Here is an 18,702-nt window from a genome sequence, read left to right on the forward strand (position 1 = left end):
ACGACGTTGGTGAAGTCCTTCAGCGACGTCCAGCCGTTCTTGGGACTGGCCAGCGCGCCGGTCGACGACCAGCGGTAGCTCGACGGCAGCGTGCACGTGCCGCCTGGCGCCGAGGGCGAGACGGTCGGGGACGGGGACGGCGACTCCGGTGGCGTGGTCGTCGGGGTCGTCGGGGTCGTGCCGCCGGTGCAGGTCACCCCGTTCAGCGCGAAGCTGGCCGGCACGGGGTTGCTGCCGGTCCACGAGCCGTTGAAGCCGAACGACACCGAGCCGTTGGTCGCGAGTGCGCCGTTGTAGCTGACGTTCTTGGCGGTCACCGCGGCGCCGCTCTGGGTCAGGGTGGTGTTCCACGCCTGCGTCACGGTCTGGCCGGCGCCGTACGACCAGGTCAACGTCCAGCTGGACACCGGATCACCCAGGTTGGTGATCGCGACGCTGGCCCCGAAGCCGCCCTGCCACTGCGACGACACGGCGTAGTTCACCGAGCAGCCCGCCGCCGCGGCACCCGCGGGCAACGCCACGGCAACCGCGGCCGACGCCAGCAGGACGGCACCGGCCGACGCCAAGCCGACACTGATCGATCTGGATCTGGTCACTGGTTCACTCCTGAGGGATGGGTCAACACGACGGTGGAGATGCTGCGGGCGGGAACACTGACGGTGACCTGTCCCCCGTTCACGCTGGTCGGCTGGCCGGCCGCGTCGGCGTTCTGCGAGGTGAGGTAGTACTCGGCCTTGGTGACGTTCTGCGGGGCCTGGAGTACGGCATTGGTGACCGCGCCGGCCGAACGGTTGAGGATCACCAGCGTCGTCTTGCCGCCGCCCTGATAAGCGGTCACTTCCAGCGGCGCGGCCTTGGCACTCTTGGTCAGGCCCACCCGCTGATAACCGGGGCGCACGTATTTGGCGTACTGCGAGAACGCGTAGCCGCGTTTCAGCGGGACTCCGGCGGTGGTGCCGTAGGCCGCTTCGCCGTCACCGATGAAGGAGTAGTAACGCTTGCCGTACCACCAGATGTAGGCGTTCCAGTTGGACTCCATCGACTTGTGCACGGTGCGCATGATGTCGTCGAGAGTCTCGTTCCAGACCGCCTGGTTGCCGGGGTTGCCCCAGATGTTCGAGCCGTTGCCGTCGGCCTCGTGGAAGTTCCACTCGGTCATCCACACCGGCTTGTTGTACTGCTCCGCCAGCGAGTACGGCTTCAGCCGTCCCGCGTCCTCGGTGCCGTACAGGTGGCCGCCGACATAGCCGATGTTGTTCCGGGCGCTCGCGTCGTTCAGGGTCGGATCGGTGTAGCTGTAGTTCATGTTCACCGCCTCGGCGACCATGAGCTTGGTGTTCTGCACCTTGGCGCCCTGGTCGCGGACGAAGGTGCGCAGCTCGGTGCCGCTCCAGTCCATCGAGTCGTAGTCCGGGTGCCAGTCGGGCTCGTTCTGCACCGAGGTGACGTCGATGGCCACGCCCTGGTTCTTCATGTACTGGACGTAGCTGTTCAGGTGGTTCGCATAGTCGTCGTAGTAGTCGGTCTTCAGCTTGCCGCCGTTGACCCGGCTGTTGTTCGTCTTCCACGCGGCCGGGGCCGTCCACGGCGAGGCGAGGATCTTCACGTTCGAGCCGTACGACTTGGCCGTTTTCAGGGCGTTGACCTGCGCCGACCACTCGCTGGAGACCGGCGAGATGCCGGTCCGCACGATCGACAGGCCGAGCTGGCCGGCGCCGGACCCGACCAGGGTCTGGGTCTCGGCGGTGGACCATGCGCCGCCCCAGATCGATACGGCAGCCCCGAACCCGTCGATCGTCTGGTATCTGGTGGCACTGTTCACGGTGATGTCCGGCGTGCCGGCCGGTGCGGTGGTGGGTGGCGTCGTGGGCGGTGTGGTGGGTGCCGTGGTGGGCACTGGGCCGCCGCCGCAGACGAAGCCGTTGACCGCGAAGTCCGTCGGGACGGGGTTGCTGCCGGCCGACGCGCCGTTGAAGCCGAACGAGACCGTGCCGTTGGTGGGGACGGAACCGTTGTAGCTCACGTTCTTGGCGGTGACCGCGGCGCCGCTCTGGGTCAGCGTCGTGTTCCACGCCTGGGTCACCGTCTGCCCGGCGCTGTAGGACCAGGTCAGCGACCAGTTGGAGAGCGCGTCACCGAGATTGGTGATGGTGACGTTGGCGCCGAAGCCGCCCTGCCACTGCGACGAGACCACATAGCTCACCGAGCAACCGGCGGCGGCCGCCCCGGCCGGCAGCGCCACGACGACCGCGGCGGACGCCAGAAGGGCGGCAGCGGCCGAGACCAGCACGGTGGTGGCCGGCCTGAATTTCCTCATCCACGTCTCCTTGACCCCGACACGCAATATCGATGAAACAGTTGGGAGCGCTCCCACTCTGATATGGATATCGATAGGTGTCAAGGCGTGCGGGAATAGCGGTGACGCGACTCGCGATATGGCGCCGACATAACATATTTTGGAATTGAAGCCGTCCGGCCGCATTGCCGAGGCGATTACGAGCCGTCCATCCCGAGCAGGGCGTACGGCGCACCCCGGCCGAAGAGCAGCTCATGGGTTCGGGCGCCTTCGGCGGCGGCCTCGGTGCTCCGCGCGAACATCGCCTGCTCGTATTCGGTGAGGGCGCTTTCGATGTCGTGCGGACGGGCGGCGATGGCCCGGGCCAGCTCCGAACCGTCGTACATGGCCAGATTGGCGCCTTCGCCGTTCGGGGCGGCCAGGTGGGCGGCGTCGCCGAGCAGAGTCACCCCCGGCACCCGATCCCACCGGTGCCCGGCGGGCAGGGTGTGGAGCGGCCGCGCAACCAGCGGGGTGTCGCTGTCGGTGATCAGCGCGGTCAGCTCCGGGGCCCAGCCGTCGAACTCCCGCGCGATCCGGGCAGCGGCCGCGGGGGTGTCGGTGAAGTCGATGGCGGCGAACCAGGACTGCGGCTCGGTGACGAACACGTAGCTGTGCAGGGTGCCACCCCGCTCCCGGTGCGCCAGCAGGCCCCGGCCCGGCGCGAGGGCGTACATCGCTCCCTGGCCGACCGCTTTCGCCGTGGCGGGGTGCCGGGTCTCACTGTCGAAGAGGTGGGTCTCGACCGCCGACATGCCGGTGTACTCAGGCGTGGCTCCGGACAGCAGCGGCCGGACGCGGGACCAGGCACCGTCCGCGCCGACCAGGAGGCTCGTCACGACCGAGGTGCCGTCGGCGAAGATCACCTTGTGCCGTCCGTCGCCGAGCGCGGCGACGCCGGTGACCCGGTGACCCCACGTGACGCTGCCGGCCGGGAGGGAGTCGAGCAGCATCCGGCGCAGGTCACCACGGAGGATCTCGGGGCGTCCGCCCGTACCGTCGTCGCTCTGCTCGGCCAGGACGGTCCCGTCCCGGTCGAGGAACCGGCTCGCCTGGCGGCCCTCGAGGACCAGGCCGCGGAACTGATCGATCAGGCCGGCCTCCCGCAGAGCCGGCTGGCCGTTGTCGTCATGGATGTCGAGCAGGCCGCCCTGGGCGCGCGCGGTCGGCGCGACCTCCCCCTCGTAGACGGTCGCGGAGATGCCGTGCACATGCAGGACGCGGGCCAGCATGAGGCCGCCGAGACCGGCGCCGATGATCGTTACGGAAGTGGGCACGGGGGCTCCTGAACGGTGGTGGCTCACCCCGCTACCGTCTGGGGCGAGGTACTCGGTGTGCTTACCAAGTAAGTTTACCGGGTAAGGCTAACACCGCTGAGGAGTCGTGTCCATGCCCAATCGGGGAGACCGTGGTGGGTCGAAGACCCGGGCCCACATCGCCGACGTCGCCACCGGGCTGTTCCTCGACCGGGGCTTCGACGACGTCACGATCGTCGAGGTCGCCGCCGCGGCGGGCGTGTCCAAGGTGACCGTCTTCAAGCACTTCGACCGCAAGGAGGACCTGCTGCTCGATCGGCTGCCCGACGTGGTCGAGATCGCGCGGGCGGCGGTGCGCGAGCGGGCGGACGAGGTCAGCGCGGTCGAGGCGATCCGGCGGACGCTGCTCACGCTGGCCGAGGAACGGCACGGGCTGTCCGCCCTGGACGAGGGCATCGAACCGTTCCTGCGGATCGTCGTGGAGGCGCCGACGCTGATCGCCCGGCTCCGGGTCTTCGAGCACGAGATCGAGGCCGCGCTGACCGAGGAGCTGGCCGCCGACGAGCGCTTCTCCGGCGACAGTGCGCTCCTCGCGGCGCTCGTCGTCGCGGCGTACCGGATCGTCGCGGTCGCGACCGTCCGGCGCCGGCTCGCCGGCGACGATCTCGCCGACGTCGCGGCGGCCCACCGGCAACGGTTGAACCAGGCCTTCGATGCGATCGAGTACGGCGTGTCGGCGCGGGCACACCGGTGACCTCATCCGGACTGCGCGGAACCCGCGGCGCCTGCCGTTTCACGGATCGGCCCGCCGGGTAGCAAACCGTCCATGGTGGATATCACGGGCAAGTCGGTCGCCGTCTACATCCTGCAGTACGTCGCCGTGGCGGCGGTCGTCATCGGCGTGCTGATGACCGTGTCCAGCGTGGTCCGCGCCGATCTCATCGGGATCGTCCTCGGCATCGTGCTGGTCGTCGGCGGGGTGCTCGTGCTCAAGCGCCCGCGCCGCGACCGCCGGGCCGGCTAGTCACCTCGCGAAACGCCCGACCACGGTGGCGAGTTCGGCCGGCGCGGTCAGCGGCATCAGATGGCCGGCGTGGTCCACAGTGACGACCGTTGATTCCGGGAGCAGCCCGGCGAGATGGGCGACCAGCCGGTGCACCGGCGGCGGGCTGTCGGCGCCCTGGATGAGCAGGACCGGCCGGGTCACCGCCGGATCGAACGTCCACGCACCCACCGCCGGGAGCTCGCCGGTGAAGAAGGCCCCGCTGTGGTCCGCCGCGTCGTCGACGAGGCCGGCCCCGAGCACGTCGTTCATCACCGCCCGGTAGTCCGGCCCGCACACCAGCGCCATGAAAGCGTCGAAGGCGGTCGCGTGGTCGCCCTGGGCGGTCGCGGCCATCGCTGTTCCCATCACCGGTCCGAAGGCGGCGTGCAGGGCATCCCGGTCGGCCGGGTCGGCCAGGGCGTCGACCAGCGGAGGTTCGCAGAGAGCGAGCGTACGGACGGCAGCGGGATCGTCCACGGCCAGCTGGAGGGCGATGGTCGAGCCCGACGAGTGGGCGACGACGTGGGCGGGCGCGGCATCCAGCTGCCGCAGCAGGGTGGCGGCGTGGCGGGCGTGGTCAGCCACCGTCAGACCGGCCGGCAGCGGGCCGCCGGTGTAGCCCGCGCGGACCATGCGGATCACCCGGTGGCCCGTCAGCCCGGGGGCCGCGGCCAGTGGCGTGAGCCAGTCGGCGAGCCCGCCGCCGTGGATCAGCAGCAGCGGTTCGCCGTCGCCGCCCGAGTCGGTGTAGGCCACCTCGGCGCCGTCGACGATCGTCCGGGTGAGCTCGGCGTAAGCGTTGATCATGATCGTTCCTCCCGTTCAGGCGGCGTAGAGCCGGATTTCGAGGCCATCGGGGTCGTGCAGCCCGACCAGGACCGACCCACCTTTGTGGCCGGTGACGATGCCGCCGTGCGGCTGACCCAGGTCGTCCAGCCGACGCCGCCAGGCCTCGACGTCCGCGCGTTCCGGCACCTCGAGCGCGACCGGGTCGAAGCCGGCCAGCGCCTCCGCCCGTACGGGATCGAGCCGGAGCGCCAAGCGCGTCCGGCCGCTCGCGTCGGCCAGGGCCAGGCCCCGCAGGGTGCCGTCCTCGACGAATTCGATCTCGACCCGCAGGCCGAGCACGGACGAGTACCACTCGCGGCTGCGGGTCAGGTCGGAAACGGGGAGCTTGACGTGGTGGAAGCCGGACAGGTCGGGCATCTCATCCCCACTCGTTAGAGTCGGCTCTAGTAATTCACTAGAGTAGGCTCTAGCGTGTGACGAGATCTGTCAAGCCCCGCGTCAGCCGGGCCGAGCAAGCGAAGGCGACGCGCCGGCGCATCATCGCGGCCGCCGCGGCGCAGTTCGTGTCGCACGGCTACGGCGCGACGCTGCTCGATCAGGTGGCCGAGCAGGCCGGTGTCGCGGTCCAGACCGTGTACTTCCACTTCGGCAACAAGCGCACGCTGCTCAAGGAGGCGCTGGACGTCGCCGCGGTGGGCGACGACGACCCCGTGCCGCTGATGGACCGGCCCTGGGTGCAGGAGATCCGGCAGGAGACCGATCCGGTCCGGATCATCGAGTTGTGGCTGATCACCGGCCGGACCATCCTCGACCGGATCGTCCCGCTCATGCGGGTCCTGCGCGGAGCCACCGGGACGGACCCCGAGGTGGCCGCCCAGTGGGACACCAACCAGGCCCAGACGCGGGCGGCCCACGGCTTCCTCGCGGAGCTGCTCGCCGAGCAGGGCGCCCTCCGGCCCGGGCTCGACGTCGAGCAGGCCCGTGACCTCGCCTTCGTCCTCAGCAACGTCGAGACGTACCTGCAGTTCACCGACGTCTGCGGGTGGACCCCCGACCAGTGGCAGGAACGAACGGCCGCTGTGCTCACAGCCGCACTGCTCGCACCCTAAACTGGGGCGGTGCCCGACCCGGCCGATCGTCCCGCGTGCGTCGAGGACGTCCACGAACTCGCCTCGGCGATGCCGCACGTCACCGTCCACGACCCGGCGGCGGACAACGCGGTCTATCAGGTGGGCGGCAAGTCGTTCGTCTTCTTCCGCAACCCGCGCCCCGACGCGGTGGACCCGGAGACCGGCGAGCGCTACCCCGACGTGATCGTCTTCTGGGTGGAGTCGGACGCGGACAAGCAGGCGCTCGTCCAGGACGAGACGACGCCCTTCTTCACGACTCCGCACTTCAACGGCCACCCGTCGGTGCTGATCCGGGCGAGCCGGCTCGGCGAGCTCAGCCGTACGGAGCTGGCCGAGGTGATCCAGGACGCCTGGCTGTCGCGGGCCTCCCAGCGGCGCCGGACCGCCTGGTTGAGCAGCCGCTCCGAGCAGTGACCCGGAGCGGCTGCGCCTTGCTCAGTCCTCGCGGCCGCAGTTGAACCTGGTCACGCCGGCCGCCATCCGGATCCCGCCGAGCAGGTGGTCGAGCAGCAGCGGCTCGTTGTAGTACTCGGCCTTGTGCCCCAGCGCGGTGTAGAAGGCGCGGCCGCCGTCGTACGGCTGGCACCAGGAGATCGGGTGGTGCCGGCCCATCCCCGGCGAACCGCCCGGGACGCTGTAGCCGCGCGGGTCGTAGGTCCGTTCGTCCACTTCGGCGAGGACCCGGACGGTGTGCCGCGGGTTGGTGCGGAAGTTGTACCACTCCTCCTCGCGCTCCCAGCGGCGCGGCAACGGGCGGGTGGCCGCGGTGTCGTGGCCGAGAACCTTGATGGTGGCCACCTGGAACTGCGGGTTGACCGCGCCCGGGTGGTCACGGAAGTAGGCGCCGACCAGGCCGCCGTACCAGGCCCAGTCGTACTCGGTGTCGGAGGCGGCATGGATGCCCATGTAGCCCCCACCGGCGCGGATGTAACGCTCGAACGCGCCCTGCTGCGCCTCGTCGAGGACGTCGCCGGTGGTGCTCAGGAACACCACGACGTCGTACCGGGCGAGGTTCCGGTCGGTGAACGCCGCGGCGTCCTCGGTCGCGTCGACCCGGAAGTGATGCCGGGCGCCGAGCCGCTGGATCGCGGCCACCCCGGCCGGGATCGAGTCGTGCCGGAACGCCGCGGTCTTGGAGAAGACGAGCGCATTGAATCTCTGATGCCCGGGCGACGCCGCCGCAGCCGACCCGGCCGCCCCTGCGAGTCCCACGGCCAGCACGACCGCCACCACGAACCTGACCACGACTTTCATGACCCCTCCTCAGCGTTGTGCGCGCGTACCGGGCTCCCATCGAAGGGTATGACTCGGACCGCACCCGGGGAAGGCGTGGCAGTCAGCCCGCGATGGTCTTCGCCCGGCGGTCCGGGTCGAGGACGCGGTCCATCAGCAGGGCGCTCCGGCGCCGGCTCGCGAGCCGGCTCATGATCACACCGAGCTGATTGGACCGTCCGTCGACCACGCCCGGGCCCGGGTCGCGGCGTTCGAGGTGGGCCAGCGCGGTGGCGACGACATCACCGGGCGTCCGCATCCGGCCCGAGGTCAGCACGCCGGCGCCCGGGCCCATCCCGGTGGTGAAATCCGTATCGGTGGCGCCGGGCGAGACGGCGAACGTGGTGAGTCCCGTGCCCCGCAACTCCGTCCAGAGGGACTCGGTGAAGCTCAGCACGAAGGCCTTACCGGCGCTGTAGACGGCCATCCGCGGTGACGGGAAGTAGGCGGAGACGCCGGCGACATTGATGATGAAACCGTTGGCGGCGCTCAGCAGCTGCGGCAGGAACGCGGCGGTGAGCTGGACCGGTGCCGCCACGTCGACGGCGATCTCCTCGGCCAGGCGGCCGGGATCGGCGTCGGCGAACCGGGCGAAGGTGCCGAAGGCCGCGTTGTTGATGAGGCTGGTGACGGCGACACCCCGGTCGGCGACAGCCTGGCGGAGCTCGCTGCCGGCGGCCGGGTGCCCGAGATCGAACGGAACGGCCTCCACCCGTACGCCGTGAGTGCGGTGCAGCTCGTCCGCCATTGCCGTCAGCCGCCCGGCCCGGCGCGCGACGAGTACGAGGTTCGAGCCGCGCGCCGCCAGCGCCGTGGCGAAAGCGGCTCCGATCCCGGAGCTGGCCCCGGTGAGCAGGACGGTCTGGGCGCGGTAGTCAACGGTCATGGCACCCAACCTCCCGCGCGCCGGGCGGCGTCGTCCAAGACCCGTTCCGCACCCCGTCATACCGGAACGACATAACGAGTACGCTGCTGAGATGGCCGACGGCGTACCGGACCTGGACCTGCGGCTGGTCCGCTACTTCACGGCACTGGCCGAGCACGGCACCTTCGCCCGCGCCGCGGAGGCCCTGCACGTCGCCCAGCCGTCACTGAGCCGCCAGCTGCAACGGCTCGAGGACGCTCTGGGCGTACGGCTGCTGGAGCGCACCACCCAGGGCAGCAGGCTCACCGCCGCGGGTGAGGCCTTCCTGCCCCGGGCCCAGACCCTGGTGCAGCAGGCCGGCCAGGCCGTGCGCGCCGCCCGGGACGCCGCGCCACCACGCACGATCACCATCGGCTACGTCGAGGACCTCAGCATCACCGCCGCGGTCCGCGACCTGCGCCGCCGCCACCCCGGCGCGCACGTCCGCACCCGCCACCTGAACTGGAACGAGACCCGCGCGCTGCCCGACGGCCGGGTCGACGCGCTGGTCGTCCGTACGCCCCTCCCGATCCCGGCCGACGACCTCGACCTCACCGTGCTCTACGAGGAGCCACGCGTGCTGGTGCTGCCGGCGTCCCATCGCCTGGCCGGGAAGGAGGTCGTCGCCCTGGCCGACTTCACCGACGAGCCGATGGTGGCCTGCGCCGGGGCGCCCACGGCCTGGACGGGATTCTGGCGGCTCGAACCGCGCCCGGACCAGGGCGGCGCCCCGCTGGCGGCGATGCCCGCTGACGCCATCGAGGACAAGCTCGAAGCCGTCGCGGACGGACAGGCGGTCGCCCTCGTAGCGGCGAACGACCCCCGCGTGACCGCCCGGAACGACCTCGTCACCGGCGCGGTCGAAGGAATCGAACCGTGCCACGTCGTGGTCGCCACCCGGCGCGAGGACACCAATCCCCTTGTCGCCGAGTTCCGTCGATCAGCACAGACCCACCTCATCGGTAGCTGATCAGCAGTCACTCGTTTGGGTCATCGCCTTACCGTTCTGCCGTCCAGGCCAGTAACGGAAGGCTGTTGATGACGGTGACTTCGGCTCTCGAGCCGTTTGACGGCGGCGAGACTGCCGGCCTCTACTCGCAGCTCGCGGGTGTCCTTGCCGGAATCGCGTTCGCCGCCCTTCTGCTCTACCTGACCCGCGCGAGCAAGGAGTTCCGAGATACCGGGGATCAGGCGGTTGCCGCCAACCTGACCGCCGCTGTCGCCGCGCTGATTCTGTGTGCCGCTTCGTACGCCGTGCTGGCAGGCGCTCCGAAGGCGACAGGAAGTGCCGCGCTGGCGGCGATCGTCTACGGCCTTCCGTTCGGCACATCGGTGCTGTTGCTCTTCTACACCCTGGCGATCATCTTTCTCCAGCGCCCGGCGCTGGCGGACATCGGCCGCGTCAGCGTGTATGTCGTGGCTGCCGGCGGTCCTGTCTGGGTACTGAGCTACGCCACGATGGCCACGATGACCGCCGTCGCCGTGCGCTGCGAACCGACGTGCGGTAGCCGCCCGCCGCTTGTGATTCCCGTTGTTGTCGGCCTGATTCTGATCGCGGTGCTGATCGTCGCGTCGTACGGCGCGATCCGGGTACGACGATTGCGGCCGGCGAGATTGCGCCCCGAGGTTGGTGCCCGCCGTTGTCGTTCTGCTCACCACTTTCGGGGCCGGCGGCGCGTCCCTGGCGTTTCCTCTGCTCGGAGAGCGCTATCGGCCGTCGGACGCGCTGCTGACACTTTTGCTGGGTGCCAATTTCGTCGTCCTCCTGCTGTTCGCCCGAAGCGCGGCGAACTCGCTGCGCGACCTGCGGGCGAACGGGCCACGGCCGTCCCCGATCACCAGATCGGGATGTCGAGGCCGTGGTCGGATTCCGGGCGGGGGCCGGTGATGCGGCGTTCCGCCTCGTTGATGGGGTGGTCGTTGATGGAGGCCTCGCGCCGGCTCATCAGGCCGTTCGGGGCGAATTCCCACAGTTCGTTGCCGTAGCTGCGCCACCACTGGCCCGCGGTGTCGTGCCATTCGTACTGGAAGCGCACCGCGATGCGGTTGTCGTGGAAGGCCCACAGCGACTTGCGGAGCGCGTAGTCCTGCTCGCGTTCCCATTTGGCGGTCAGGAATTCGATGATCGCCGGGCGGCCGGTGAAGTGCACGTCGCGGTTACGCCACTGCGAGTCGGACGTGTAGGCGGCGGCGACCCGGGCGGGGTCACGGGTGTTCCAGGCGTCCTCGGCCGCCTGGACCTTCTGCCGGGCGGCCGCCAGGTCGTACGGCGGGAACGGCGGTCGGGCCTCGGTCATCGGGATCGGTCCTCTCGGTCGGTCAGCGCCGGATTGTGCGGGTACGGGCGGTGGGCGGACTCCCGCAACGAAGCTCGGCGCGCGGCGACGAGCTGGTCGAGGTCGAAGCGGACGATGCGGCCGCTGCGCCCGTCGTCCCCGGGTCGTCCGGCCTCGCCCCACTCGACCCGGGCCGTTCCGGACAGCTGCAGGGTGACACCGGTGGTGAAGTCGGCGAACAGCAGCGCGGCCTCCGGGCTGACGGCCAGGTTGCCGAGGCTGTTGAACATGTTGTTGCCGGGATAGTCCGGCCACCACAGGCCGCGCTCGTCGACGCGGACGAAGCCGGGCGGCCCGCCACGGTGGGATGCGTCGGCGCCTCGCTGCGGGTGCACGGTGCCGAGGAAGAAAGTGTCGGCCGAGCGGATGACGTCCAGGTCAGCGGGCTCGAACGTGGCACCGCGGCGCACATCGAATGGCGTCTCCGGGGTGGAGCCGGCCGGGGTGAGCAGCCGCTGCTGAATGTACTGCGGGCAGTTGCCGTACGCCTGCTCGACGTCGACGATCAGCAGATCATCGGTGGCGGCCGTGAGGGTGCCGTTGAGCCGTACCCGGCGGCGCAGGGCGAAGTCGAGGCTGGTCGTGCCGAGGCGCTGTCCGGCGTTGATGCCGTGCAGCGGGTCATCAGCCGGGACCCCGCGGTGGACGGCCAGCTCGGTGTCGGAGCGGACCTCGAGGAACCCGGCCGGGCCGGCCAGCGGGGAGGTCCAGAGCCGGCCGGCCGCGTTCCGGCCGGTGATGACCAGCAGGGTGCGCGCGGCGAGGAAGCCGGCGATGCCGCCGGACAGCTCCGCCGGTGCCAGCATGCGTGAGAGGCGGGCGGCGTCCTGCCGTACGCCGGCCTGGCGCTGCACGGCGAGCTCGCCGCCGTGGAAGCCCGCGTCGGCGAGCTGGTGAGCCGCAGTCATCGTGAGCCCCTTCCCAGGTGGCCAGTTGTACTCCGTTGTTCTAACGGATGCAAGCCGTTTCATCCGTGATAGATTTCCGCGGTGCGCACCTGGATGCTTCCCGACGAGCCGGTCCCGATCCGCCTGATGGCGACGATCTGGGCCGACACCGACGGGGTGCACGACGACCTCGCCGGGCCACCGGATCTCGACGAGTGGCTCGACGCGATCGGGGTGGCCCGCCATGGCGTGGCGGCGACGCGCGCCGAGTTCCGCCGCGCGCGGGCGCTGCGCGATTCCGTCCGCCGGCTGGCCGCCTTCGTGACCGGCGACGACCGCCCCGCGGCAGCCTCGGCCGGGCCGGACGTCCGACAGGCCCTCGAGACTGTGAACGCAGTCGTGCGGGAGCTTCCGGTCCCCCAGCTGGTGATGCACGAGGCAGACCTCGAACTGGCCGCCGGATCCGCGGCCTCACCGGTGACCGCCGGCCTCGCCGAGGTGGCCGCCGCGGCCCAGCAGCTGCTGACCAGCGGTTCGATGCTGCGGGCCTGCCTCGCGCCCGGCTGCGTGCTCTACTTCGCCAAGACGCACCCACGCCGCGAATGGTGCTCGGTCGCGTGCGGCAATCGCGTCCGCGCGGCCCGCCATTACCGGACGGTCCGGTCCACGCGTTCGACCCGTGATCCACTGTGACTGGTCTGGTATATGTCGTTGCATCCGGTGAGGAAGGCGTGACCATGATCGAAGTGGGCGAGCTCGCGGGCACCGTCGTGCCGCTCCTGTCGGCGGCGGCCGGGGCGTACGGCAGCGCGGTGGTCAGCAAGGCCACCGAGCAGGGCACCGACGCCGCGGCGAACGCGACCGTGGGGGCCGGGCGGCGGCTGCTGGGCCGGCTGCTGACATCGCCGCGCGCGGCGCAGGTCGGGGCCGCGGTGACCGACCTGGGCGAGAATCCGGACGACGAGGCGTTCGCCGCCGCCGTGTACGCCCAGGTGAAACGCGCGCTGTCGGAAGACGCCGAGCTGGCCGAGGAGATCGCGGCGATGGTCGCGGCCTCCCCCGTACGCGGGGACACCTTCACCGTTACCGTGACCAACTCGACCGGGGTGCAGGTCGGCGACCACAACGTCCTGTCCGTCCACCAGCCGCCGCCGGCGCGATGACCGGCCCGGCCGGGCAGCCGCCCGCCGGCGGCGTCACGGTCACCGGCTCGGCCAACGTGCAGGTCGGCACCGGCAACGTCCACAACGTCATCTCGCTGGCCGGTACGGCGGCAGTCACGCCGGACACCGTGGATGCCCCGCCGGGGCTGGACAATCTGCCGCCCGCGTCGGCGGTGTTCGAGGGACGGGACGTCGCCGCGCTGGACGACGTGCTGGCTCGCGGTGCGGGTCAGGCGGCGGTGCTCGGGCTGGGTGGTGTCGGGAAGTCCGAGCTGGCGGTGCACTATGCGCGGGCGTTCCGGGCCCGGCACTCGCTCGTGTGGTGGATCGCCGCGGACACCGCGGCCGACGTGCAGCTCGGTCTGGCCGCGTTGACGAGCCGGTTGCATCCGGTGGCGACGCTGGCGGACGCGCGTTCGTGGGCGCTGGGCTGGCTGCAGACCCATCGCGACTGGTTGCTGGTGCTGGACAACGTGGAGGACGTCGCCGACATCGAGCCGCTGCTGGCCCAGGTGGCCGGGCGGGGCCGGGTGGTGGTGACCACCCGGCGCGATCTCGGTACGGCCCGGTGGGCCCGGCTCGGGTTGGCGCCGTTGCGGCTCGGCGTGTTGGACAGGTCGGCGAGTGTGCAGCTGCTGCAGCGGCTGACCGGGCTGGACGACCGCGACGGCGCCGGCCGGCTGGCGGCCGCGCTGGGCGATCTTCCGCTGGCGCTGGAGCAGGCCGCGGGGTACGTGAGCCAGCACGAAGGCCTCGGTTTCGACGACTACGTCCGGTTGCTGACCGACCGGTTCGCGCTGGTCGCGGCCGACCCGGGCGAGGGGGACTCGACGCGGCGGACGGTGGCCACCATCTGGCGGGCCGGCATGGACGCGGTCGCCGGGCGGTCGCCGCTGGCTGTGCGGGTGCTGCGCGTGCTGGCCTGGCTCGGCCCTGACGCCGTACCCGTGGAGGTGTTGTCCCCGCCGCCGGCCGATCCGGTCGCGACCGGCGACGCGCTCGCGGTGCTGGTGTCCTTCAGTCTGATCAACCGCCGGACGGGCGAGGTGAGTGTGCACCGGCTGGTGCAGGCGGTGGTCCGGGAGGAACAGGACGCGGCTGCCGCCGTCTCGATGGTGCGGGCGGCGATACCGGATGCTCCGCTGACGAATGTCGCCGGCTGGCCCCGCTGGAATCAGCTGCTGCCGCACATCGACGCGCTGACCCGGCACGCCGGTCCGGCCCACAGCAACACCGACCTGATGGACGTCAACGACCAGGCAGCGGTCTACCGGCAGTCCCAGGGCCAGGTTTCGGCCGCGGTCGAGCTGTTCGAGCAGGTCGGCGCCGACCGGCAACGCGTGCTCGGCGACGACCACCCCGACACCCTGGCCAGCCGCAACGACCTCGCGTTCGCGTACCGGGCGGCCGGACGCCTGGCCGAAGCGATCGACCTGTTCGAGCAGGCCCGCGCGAGCCGGCGCCGGGTGCTCGGCGACGACCATCCGGACACCCTGGTCAGCCGCAACAACCTGGCCGGCGCCTACCTGGCGGCGGGGCGGGTGGCCGAGGCCGTCGACCTGTTCGAGCAGCTCGTCACCGATTCCCGGCGCGTCCTCGGCGACGAGCACCCGGACACGCTGGCCAACCGCTACGACCTGGCCTACGCGTATCACCTGGCCGGGCGGGTGGCCGCGGCGATCCACCTGTTCCAGCAGGTCCTCGCCGACCGGCGCCGGGTGCTCGGCGACGACCACCCGGACACCCTGTCCAGCCGCAGCGATCTGGCGTACGCCTACCGCACGGCCGGCCGGCCGGACGAAGCGATCGAGCTGTGGGAACAGGTCCTCCGCGACCGCCGGCGCGTCCTGGGCGACGACCATCCGCAGACCACGGAGATCGCGTCACTGCTGCGCGGCCACGAAGCCTGATCGGTCAGCGCCGCCGGGCAGCCAGGGCGACCAGGAACTGCCCGCCGCCCGCGTCGACGCTGGCGGTCACCGGCAGCCCGGGCACCAGCCGGGAGAACCGGTCGAGCAGCCAGTCCGCCGCCTCCTGGGCGTCCTTGCGGCTCGGGCACCGGGCGACCAGCTCCCGGCCGCCCTTGCGTTCGAGCCGGTCCGCCACCGCGACCAGCGGCGCCGGCTCCACCACATGCAGCCGGTCCGGCCAGGCGATGACCACCTTGACCGCACCTTTGCGGGTGTTGCAGGCGCGGTGGGCGAGCCGCTCGGTGACCTTGGCCTTGCGGTCGGCGGTCCGGCTGTCCACGCTCGGACCCCGCGGGTCGTTCACCGACATGCCGGCGTCGACCGGCTCGTCGCACACCCAGCACCGCCAGCCGTCACGCTCGGCCACGTCATCAAGGAGACTCATCCCGACAAACTAGCCCCTCGGGCCGGGCCGGCCGGGCTGATCGCGGGGCTGTTCATTCAGCGTCGGTCCGGTATCGTCCCCTCCTCATCGAAGATCGACGGGGGAAAATGAGGATGGCAGTCCGGCATCGCCGTGTCCCGATCGCGCTCGCCGCCGTACTGGTGCTCACCGGAGCCGGGGTCGCGATCGCCCGCGAGGTCCCCGCCGGTCCCCCACCACGGTGGAACGAGGCCGCCGCGCCCCGACCTTCCGCCACCGATCTGCCCGCCGCCGGCAAGCCGGCCGGGACCGCCCGGCCGAAGACCTCCGCCACGCCGACGACCGGGCCGGCGGTCACCCGCGCCCGGGCGGTCCGGGACGCGCGGGCGGGGATCCGCCGCAACGGCCCGGCCATCCGGTCCGCCCCCGGCGAGCAGTACCGGGTGGTGGACACCACGGTGGACGCGGCCGGCACCCGGCACATCCGGTTCCAGCGCACGCATCAGGGCCTCGCCGTGCTCGGCGGCGACTTCGTGGTCCACTCGGCCGCGACCGGCCGGTTCACGGACGCCACCGTGGCGCAGCAGCAGGCGATCGACGTTCCGGCCTCCGCCGAGGTCGGCCGCGAGCAGGCTGTCGCGTCCGCCGAACGGTTCGCCGGGCAGCGCAGCACCGGCAACGCGCGACAGGTCATCGACGCCTTCGCCGGCAAGCCCGTGCGCGCCTGGGAGGTGCCGATCGGCGCCCGGCTGGTGATCGTCGACGCGACCACCGGGGCGGTCCGCCGCGCGTACGACCAGGTGCAGACCGCCGAGGCGGGCACCGGGCACGGGATGCTGGTGGGTGACGTCCCCCTGAGCACCACCCGGCAGGCCGACGGCACGTACGCGCTGACCGACCCCGACCGGGGCGGCAACACCGTCCGCGACGGTCTGAACGAGGACTTCGTGTTCGAGCCGAAGAAGTTCGCCGAGTTCACCGACGCGGACAACGTGTGGGGCGACGGCACCCGCGCCGACCGCGCCACCGCCGCGGCCGACGTGCACTACGGCATGGCGCAGACCTGGGACTACCTGCGGGAGTCGTTCGGCCGCTCGGGTCTGCGCAACGACGGCAAGGGGCTGACCGCGTACGTCCACCACGACGTCGACGAGGCCAACGCGGCGTGGAGCAGCTCCTGCGTGTGCGTGTACTTCGGCGACGGCGCGCCCACCGGCAAGCCGTTCACGGCGCTCGACGTGGTGGGGCACGAGGTGGCGCACGGCCTCAACTACCGCACGGCCGGCCTGGTGAGTTCCGGCGAGTCCGGCGGCCTGAACGAGTCCAGCAGCGACATCTTCGGCACGCTGGTCGAGTTCGCGGCGAACAACCCCGTCGACCCGCCGGACTATCTGATCGGCGAACAGACCGAGGCCCGCGCCCCGGCCCTGCGCCGGATGGACGAGCCGGGCCGCGACGGCAAGTCGGCGTCGTGCTGGGTCCCGACGGCCAGGAGTCTCGATCCGCACTACTCGTCGGGCATCGGCAACAAGTTCTTCTACACCCTGGCCGCGGGCAGCGGCACGACGCGATGGGGTGACAGTCCGCCGTGTGGCGACGCCGCGCCGGTCACCGGCATCGGCAACGACCGCGCCGCGCAGATCTGGTACCGCGCCCTCACCGTCTACATGGTCTCGAACACCAACTTCTCCGGCGCGCGGGATGCGACCATCCGCGCGGCCGCGGACCTGTACGGCCCGGACAGCGTCGAGCGGCGCACCGTCGACGCCGCCTGGCTGGCCGCGGGCGTGGACGGCTCAGACCCGGCGTACGGCGTCCCGCAGCTGGCGTACTTCGAGGACAGCACGCCCACCCCGCACGTCGGGGACTCCGTACATATCCAGGTCAGCGCCCGTGATCCGCAGGGTCAGCCGGTCACCTTCAGCGCCGCCGATCTGCCGCCCGGGGTGTCGATCGACGCCGACGGGTTGATCACGGGCACGCCCACGGTCAAGGGCGAGTATCCCGGCGACATCATCGCGACCGACCCGGACGGCAACTCCGGCCGGCAGCTGATGTGGTGGGTGGTCAAGGGTCCGCCGGTCGCCCGGTCGGTGCCCCCGGCCCAGACGATGCAGCTCGGTTACGGCGCCTTCGGCAACTTCCCGGTTACCTTCACCGACGCACCGGACCACCTGGTCGATGCCGCCGGCTCGTTCCAGGTGACCGCCACGGGCCTGCCGGCGGGCATCACCCTCGGGGTGCACCGGCCGGGTTCGGGCACGCTGGTCGCCGACATCAGCGGGATACCCACCACCGCCGGTTCCGGCACCACCGTGGTGACCGCCACCGACGCCGACGGTGACCAGGTGACGGCTTCGGTGCCGTGGCGGGTGCTGCCGGCGCAGCCACCGGGCGCTCCGGTCAGCGTGTCGGTCGCCGCCGGCACCGGCACCGCGCTGCTGGAGTGGGTCAGGCCGAGTTACAGCACCGGCGTGATGGTTCCCACCGGCTACATCGTGCGGCTCTCCCCCGGCCAGGAGACGACGCTGCCCGCCTCGGCCCGGTCGTTGAACCTGACCGGGCTGGACCCGCGCCGCGCGTACACGATCGGGGTGCGGGCCACCAGCACGATCGGCGACGGCGCGGAGAAGACGGTCACGCTGAGCCCGACCGCCCTGTCGCTCGCGGTGACGCCCAGCACGTTCGCCTACGGCAAGCCGGCCACGCTCACCGGGAAGATCCTCCGCGGCAGCGCCGCGATCGCCGGGACGTCGGCGACGCTGGAACAACGCCCGGCCGGCACGGCGGCCTGGACCCGGATCACGACGGTGAGGACCGACACGAAGGGCGCCTGGCGGGCGACCGTCAAGCCGTCGATCACCACGACCTACCGCATCCGGTACGCGGGCTCGGCCGGCGCCTGGCCGGCAACCTCGGCAACACCGGTGGCGACGGTCCACTACACCGCCACGATCAAGGCGAGCACGACCAGGCCCAAGGCCAACAAGAAGATCAAGCTCACCGGTACGGTCAAACCGGCCCGTGCCGGCGTGAAGGTGACCCTGCAACGTAAGTCGGGCTCCAAGTGGGTGACCGTCACGTCCACGAAGACGACCGCAAGCGGGGCGTACTCGTTCTCCCGGTCCTTCAAGCGCGGCACCTGGACCGTCCGGGTGTCGATAACGGGCGGCACCTACAACGCGGGCGCGACGAGCAGCGGAGTAACCCTCAAGGTCAAATGAGGCGGCCTTGACACCGTGGGCTTGATC

Annotated in this window: 19 protein-coding genes; 9 read left to right on the forward strand and 10 right to left on the reverse strand. The window is 71.4% G+C overall.

Going from position 1 to position 18,702, the window contains the following annotated elements; genetic code table 11:
- The 3 genes from ACWEOZ_RS29410 to ACWEOZ_RS29420 form a co-directional block, all read right to left on the reverse strand.
- Positions 1 to 596 (reverse strand): non-reducing end alpha-L-arabinofuranosidase family hydrolase (locus ACWEOZ_RS29410; RefSeq protein ID WP_451913909.1); only part of this gene is annotated, 596 nt, incomplete at its 3' end.
- Positions 593 to 2,317 (reverse strand): cellulose binding domain-containing protein, encoded by a 1,725-nt coding sequence (locus tag ACWEOZ_RS29415; RefSeq protein WP_451913910.1) that lies wholly within the window; start codon positions 2,315 to 2,317, stop codon positions 593 to 595. The genes ACWEOZ_RS29410 and ACWEOZ_RS29415, both read right to left, overlap by 4 nt.
- Before the next feature lie 176 nt (positions 2,318 to 2,493).
- Positions 2,494 to 3,612 carry an FAD-dependent oxidoreductase gene (locus tag ACWEOZ_RS29420; protein ID WP_451913911.1) on the reverse strand — a complete coding sequence of 373 codons (1,119 nt, stop codon included), beginning with the start codon at positions 3,610 to 3,612 and terminating at the stop codon, positions 2,494 to 2,496.
- A gap of 112 nt (positions 3,613 to 3,724) precedes the next feature.
- On the opposite strand from ACWEOZ_RS29420, the gene ACWEOZ_RS29425 reads away from it, so the two are divergent.
- Positions 3,725 to 4,345 carry a TetR/AcrR family transcriptional regulator gene (locus ACWEOZ_RS29425; protein ID WP_451913912.1) on the forward strand — a complete coding sequence of 207 codons (621 nt, stop codon included), beginning with the start codon at positions 3,725 to 3,727 and terminating at the stop codon, positions 4,343 to 4,345.
- Positions 4,346 to 4,417: 72 nt separating this feature from the next.
- Positions 4,418 to 4,615: a hypothetical protein gene (locus tag ACWEOZ_RS29430; RefSeq protein WP_451913913.1), complete on the forward strand. Its 198-nt coding sequence runs from the start codon at positions 4,418 to 4,420 to the stop codon at positions 4,613 to 4,615.
- On the opposite strand, the gene ACWEOZ_RS29435 is transcribed toward ACWEOZ_RS29430, so the two are convergent.
- Together ACWEOZ_RS29435 and ACWEOZ_RS29440 are read right to left on the reverse strand one after the other, a co-directional pair.
- Complete coding sequence (locus tag ACWEOZ_RS29435) at positions 4,616 to 5,443, reverse strand: alpha/beta fold hydrolase (protein ID WP_451913914.1); 828 nt, start codon at positions 5,441 to 5,443, stop codon at positions 4,616 to 4,618.
- 15 nt (positions 5,444 to 5,458) lie between these two features.
- Positions 5,459 to 5,842, reverse strand: a complete 384-nt coding sequence (locus ACWEOZ_RS29440) for a VOC family protein (RefSeq protein WP_451913915.1) — start codon at positions 5,840 to 5,842, stop codon at positions 5,459 to 5,461.
- A 56-nt stretch (positions 5,843 to 5,898) separates the two neighbouring features.
- On the opposite strand from ACWEOZ_RS29440, the gene ACWEOZ_RS29445 reads away from it, so the two are divergent.
- The gene (locus ACWEOZ_RS29445; protein WP_451913916.1) at positions 5,899 to 6,534 is read left to right on the forward strand and encodes a TetR/AcrR family transcriptional regulator; all 636 of its coding nucleotides are present in this window, start codon (positions 5,899 to 5,901) and stop codon (positions 6,532 to 6,534) included.
- Positions 6,535 to 6,543: 9 nt separating this feature from the next.
- Positions 6,544 to 6,969 carry an MmcQ/YjbR family DNA-binding protein gene (locus ACWEOZ_RS29450; protein ID WP_451913917.1) on the forward strand — a complete coding sequence of 142 codons (426 nt, stop codon included), beginning with the start codon at positions 6,544 to 6,546 and terminating at the stop codon, positions 6,967 to 6,969.
- Between the two features lie 21 nt (positions 6,970 to 6,990).
- Here the strand turns inward: ACWEOZ_RS29450 and ACWEOZ_RS29455 are convergent, their stop codons facing one another.
- Positions 6,991 to 7,809 (reverse strand): ThuA domain-containing protein, encoded by an 819-nt coding sequence (locus tag ACWEOZ_RS29455; protein ID WP_451913918.1) that lies wholly within the window; start codon positions 7,807 to 7,809, stop codon positions 6,991 to 6,993.
- Positions 7,810 to 7,891: 82 nt separating this feature from the next.
- A complete protein-coding gene (locus ACWEOZ_RS29460) occupies positions 7,892 to 8,713 on the reverse strand; it encodes an SDR family NAD(P)-dependent oxidoreductase (RefSeq protein ID WP_451913919.1) in 822 nt (273 codons plus the stop codon).
- 91 nt (positions 8,714 to 8,804) lie between these two features.
- Between ACWEOZ_RS29460 and ACWEOZ_RS29465 the strand changes: the two genes are divergently transcribed.
- A complete protein-coding gene (locus ACWEOZ_RS29465) occupies positions 8,805 to 9,701 on the forward strand; it encodes a LysR family transcriptional regulator (RefSeq protein WP_451913920.1) in 897 nt (298 codons plus the stop codon).
- Between the two features lie 865 nt (positions 9,702 to 10,566).
- On the opposite strand, the gene ACWEOZ_RS29470 is transcribed toward ACWEOZ_RS29465, so the two are convergent.
- Both ACWEOZ_RS29470 and ACWEOZ_RS29475 read right to left on the reverse strand, forming a co-directional pair.
- Positions 10,567 to 11,028 (reverse strand): nuclear transport factor 2 family protein, encoded by a 462-nt coding sequence (locus ACWEOZ_RS29470; protein WP_451913921.1) that lies wholly within the window; start codon positions 11,026 to 11,028, stop codon positions 10,567 to 10,569.
- Positions 11,025 to 11,975: a pyridoxamine 5'-phosphate oxidase family protein gene (locus ACWEOZ_RS29475; protein WP_451913922.1), complete on the reverse strand. Its 951-nt coding sequence runs from the start codon at positions 11,973 to 11,975 to the stop codon at positions 11,025 to 11,027. The genes ACWEOZ_RS29470 and ACWEOZ_RS29475 overlap by 4 nt, the downstream gene beginning before the upstream one ends.
- 81 nt (positions 11,976 to 12,056) lie before the next feature.
- Here ACWEOZ_RS29475 and ACWEOZ_RS29480 point away from each other — a divergent pair, with 81 nt between their 5' ends.
- The 3 genes from ACWEOZ_RS29480 to ACWEOZ_RS29490 are packed head-to-tail and all read left to right on the forward strand — an operon-like array spanning position 12,057 to position 15,027.
- Positions 12,057 to 12,647 (forward strand): CGNR zinc finger domain-containing protein, encoded by a 591-nt coding sequence (locus tag ACWEOZ_RS29480; protein ID WP_451913923.1) that lies wholly within the window; start codon positions 12,057 to 12,059, stop codon positions 12,645 to 12,647.
- Positions 12,648 to 12,685: 38 nt separating this feature from the next.
- The gene (locus ACWEOZ_RS29485) at positions 12,686 to 13,117 is read left to right on the forward strand and encodes an RIP homotypic interaction motif-containing protein (RefSeq protein ID WP_451913924.1); all 432 of its coding nucleotides are present in this window, start codon (positions 12,686 to 12,688) and stop codon (positions 13,115 to 13,117) included.
- Complete coding sequence (locus tag ACWEOZ_RS29490) at positions 13,114 to 15,027, forward strand: tetratricopeptide repeat protein (RefSeq protein ID WP_451913925.1); 1,914 nt, start codon at positions 13,114 to 13,116, stop codon at positions 15,025 to 15,027. Before ACWEOZ_RS29485 ends, ACWEOZ_RS29490 begins: the two co-directional genes overlap by 4 nt.
- 4 nt (positions 15,028 to 15,031) lie before the next feature.
- On the opposite strand, the gene ACWEOZ_RS29495 is transcribed toward ACWEOZ_RS29490, so the two are convergent.
- On the reverse strand, positions 15,032 to 15,472 hold the full coding sequence (locus tag ACWEOZ_RS29495; RefSeq protein ID WP_451913926.1) for a hypothetical protein: 441 nt from the start codon (positions 15,470 to 15,472) through the stop codon (positions 15,032 to 15,034).
- 113 nt (positions 15,473 to 15,585) lie between these two features.
- On the opposite strand from ACWEOZ_RS29495, the gene ACWEOZ_RS29500 reads away from it, so the two are divergent.
- Positions 15,586 to 18,675 (forward strand): M4 family metallopeptidase, encoded by a 3,090-nt coding sequence (locus ACWEOZ_RS29500; RefSeq protein WP_451913927.1) that lies wholly within the window; start codon positions 15,586 to 15,588, stop codon positions 18,673 to 18,675.
- Positions 18,676 to 18,702: the final 27 nt, after the last annotated feature.

Source organism: Actinoplanes sp. NPDC004185 (assembly GCF_053603475.1).

Coding starts and splice junctions, on each gene's coding strand:
- ACWEOZ_RS29415 (WP_451913910.1), bottom strand. CDS start 2,317: ATGAGGAAATTCAGGCCGGCCACCACCGTGCTGGTCTCGGCCGCTGCC.
- ACWEOZ_RS29425 (WP_451913912.1), top strand. CDS start 3,725: ATGCCCAATCGGGGAGACCGTGGTGGGTCGAAGACCCGGGCCCACATC.
- ACWEOZ_RS29430 (WP_451913913.1), top strand. CDS start 4,418: ATGGTGGATATCACGGGCAAGTCGGTCGCCGTCTACATCCTGCAGTAC.
- ACWEOZ_RS29435 (WP_451913914.1), bottom strand. CDS start 5,443: ATGATCAACGCTTACGCCGAGCTCACCCGGACGATCGTCGACGGCGCC.
- ACWEOZ_RS29440 (WP_451913915.1), bottom strand. CDS start 5,842: ATGCCCGACCTGTCCGGCTTCCACCACGTCAAGCTCCCCGTTTCCGAC.
- ACWEOZ_RS29455 (WP_451913918.1), bottom strand. CDS start 7,809: ATGAAAGTCGTGGTCAGGTTCGTGGTGGCGGTCGTGCTGGCCGTGGGA.
- ACWEOZ_RS29460 (WP_451913919.1), bottom strand. CDS start 8,713: ATGACCGTTGACTACCGCGCCCAGACCGTCCTGCTCACCGGGGCCAGC.
- ACWEOZ_RS29465 (WP_451913920.1), top strand. CDS start 8,805: ATGGCCGACGGCGTACCGGACCTGGACCTGCGGCTGGTCCGCTACTTC.
- ACWEOZ_RS29470 (WP_451913921.1), bottom strand. CDS start 11,028: ATGACCGAGGCCCGACCGCCGTTCCCGCCGTACGACCTGGCGGCCGCC.
- ACWEOZ_RS29475 (WP_451913922.1), bottom strand. CDS start 11,975: ATGACTGCGGCTCACCAGCTCGCCGACGCGGGCTTCCACGGCGGCGAG.
- ACWEOZ_RS29490 (WP_451913925.1), top strand. CDS start 13,114: ATGACCGGCCCGGCCGGGCAGCCGCCCGCCGGCGGCGTCACGGTCACC.
- ACWEOZ_RS29495 (WP_451913926.1), bottom strand. CDS start 15,472: ATGAGTCTCCTTGATGACGTGGCCGAGCGTGACGGCTGGCGGTGCTGG.
- ACWEOZ_RS29500 (WP_451913927.1), top strand. CDS start 15,586: ATGGCAGTCCGGCATCGCCGTGTCCCGATCGCGCTCGCCGCCGTACTG.